This window comes from Rhodoferax sp. P2_H8_2 (assembly GCF_056403235.1).
Map to the genome: position 1 here is coordinate 1 of NZ_JBFUFW010000019.1, position 1,980 is coordinate 1,980.

Consider the following 1,980-nt stretch of genomic DNA (forward strand, 5'->3'; position numbering starts at 1 on the left):
CGCTGAAGAGCATGACCAAGGTTGCTACGAGGCCGGCCGCTCGGGCGCTGGCGCGCCGAGTTACGTTGGCTGTATGCGTGCTTTTACAAGACGCAGAAGCGCCGCGTCCAATGTTTTGGATCATTCAAACTCCCTGAGAACCCGAATATCTGCTTTGCAGGACAAGAGCTCAATGAGTCTCGAACACCACCGCAGAAACTTTTTGACCGACAAATTTAAGCACACTTGCTTTACATCGCCGTGGATCACCAGATCCGTGCAGCGCAAACACAACAGCACGAATGCGCCGATTTACGACGGCCACTTTTTTTTTGCTATCGCACAAGGAAATTGGAATTCGTCGGTCCGAGGGTTCTCAATGTTGATTTCCGCGAATAACTGACCCACGTGGGCCATACCCTGTCATTTTTAAAGCAGGGGGAAATTTGAAGAAATAGACGTGGCGACATTGAATGTCATCAGACGTTGGGCACTGCGAGAACAGATGTCCATCCGCGAGATTTCCAGGCGTAAAGGCCTGGCTCGCAACACCGTTAAGAAGTACCTGCGATCCAACGAAGTGGAGCCCAAACTACCCAAGGCGGAGCAGTTTCAGCAAACTCAGTCCTTATGCAGAAAAGCTGGCTTTTTAGCTACAAACAAAGGCAGCAGAATCTCGGAAATAGCGTCGCAAATTGAAGCGGATCTACGCAGGCATGACGACAAACTCAAAAAAAACCTAACGAAATACTAGCTTTCAGTTGGAAAACATCTGCAATATTAGTCGTCGAAAAATACCCCTCTTGAGATTCATCAGACTCCTTTACAGGCAGATCGAAATGGAGCTCCAAAAACTCAGCGTGAACTTTCTCTTGCACTCGACAAAGCTGATCGACCCCCCCCAGATACACAAAAAAATCTGGAAGCATTTCACATAGAGGATGCTCGTTTGAAAAATGCATTGCGTATTGAACATAAGAGCGACTCAACATTGTCTTGACTTGTGGCCTGACAGGCTCACCTCGATTTCCGAGGCGCGAAGTCGGAGCGTCAATAAGCATTGCAAGCTCCTGAGCACTGCAGTCAAAGCCTCGGAATGTAAGTGAAATTTGTTTTTTTCTACTCACAACATTTCCTTTTCAGATCCTTTTTTGCCATCCCACAACCACTTTTGCCCCGTTGTCTTGTCGTTATAAATATTGACTTTGCTATCACCCCGACCATCTTTGGCGTCGTGAGCATCTTCATATCCGGCATCTCGAGCAGCTTTGTTGCCTTTGTTCTCAGGGAGCTTATCTAAATTATTTTCGTTTGGTTGAGTGGGTTCATTGGAGTCTTCTTCCTGTTTTTCACCATCTGCTTTTTCGGGCTTCTTGTCCACTGCCGGATTTACCGCCAGCGCTACACCAACCATACCGGCAGCGATACATCCAATAACTCTCGCCCCACCACAAACTTGCCCCACGGCTGTTATACCAACACCGACCACCACGCGTGATAACACCGGGTTGCTTGCAAAGTACGTAGTAGCCGCAGCACCAATCAACCCTACGCAGTTCGCCATTCCTCCGCACGGATCGCGCTTTCCAGTCACCGTTGAGGGCGGCAACTCAATTGTTGGAAGATTCTGCGGCGGGGTAGTGTTGCTGCTCGCAGACGTGCTGCTGCTCGCAGACGCACTGCTATCACCGCCAGTAAGCCAGTTTATAAAACGGTCAATGAGGCCCCCGCCCCCGCCCCCGCTTCCGCTTCCTCCGTTATCCGGACTGCTGGATGGACTAGGTTCAGGACTTCCGCCTGCGCTGCTATCGCTGCCTTGACCCGACCCTTCATACGTTTCGTGGCTATAACCGGAATCGCTATCGCCATATCCACCGCCACCGCCATCGTAATGACAGTCCCCCACTTCGTTGCAAATTAACGATCCTCCACCGCCACCGGCCATCGCAACAAACCCCTCAGGGTCATACATCTTGAGCGGGTTGTTCCAGACATAGGAGT

Annotated in this window: 2 protein-coding genes and 2 pseudogenes; 2 read left to right on the plus strand and 2 right to left on the minus strand. The window is 50.4% G+C overall.

Features of this window, described 5'->3' with window-relative positions; all coding sequences use genetic code 11:
• Both AC1DV6_RS18455 and AC1DV6_RS18460 read left to right on the plus strand, forming a co-directional pair.
• Nucleotides 1–382: hypothetical protein (locus tag AC1DV6_RS18455; protein WP_477980053.1), on the plus strand; the 382-nt coding region annotated here is incomplete at its 5' end.
• A gap of 102 nt (nt 383–484) precedes the next feature.
• Nucleotides 485–662, plus strand: a pseudogene (locus AC1DV6_RS18460) (IS21 family transposase); the annotation flags it as partial.
• A 45-nt stretch (nt 663–707) separates the two neighbouring features.
• Here the strand turns inward: AC1DV6_RS18460 and AC1DV6_RS18465 are convergent.
• Together AC1DV6_RS18465 and AC1DV6_RS18470 are read right to left on the minus strand one after the other, a co-directional pair.
• Nucleotides 708–1,040, minus strand: a complete 333-nt coding sequence (locus tag AC1DV6_RS18465; protein WP_477980055.1) for a hypothetical protein — start codon at nt 1,038–1,040, stop codon at nt 708–710.
• A gap of 62 nt (nt 1,041–1,102) precedes the next feature.
• A pseudogene (locus tag AC1DV6_RS18470) lies at nt 1,103–1,980 on the minus strand (hypothetical protein); the annotation flags it as partial.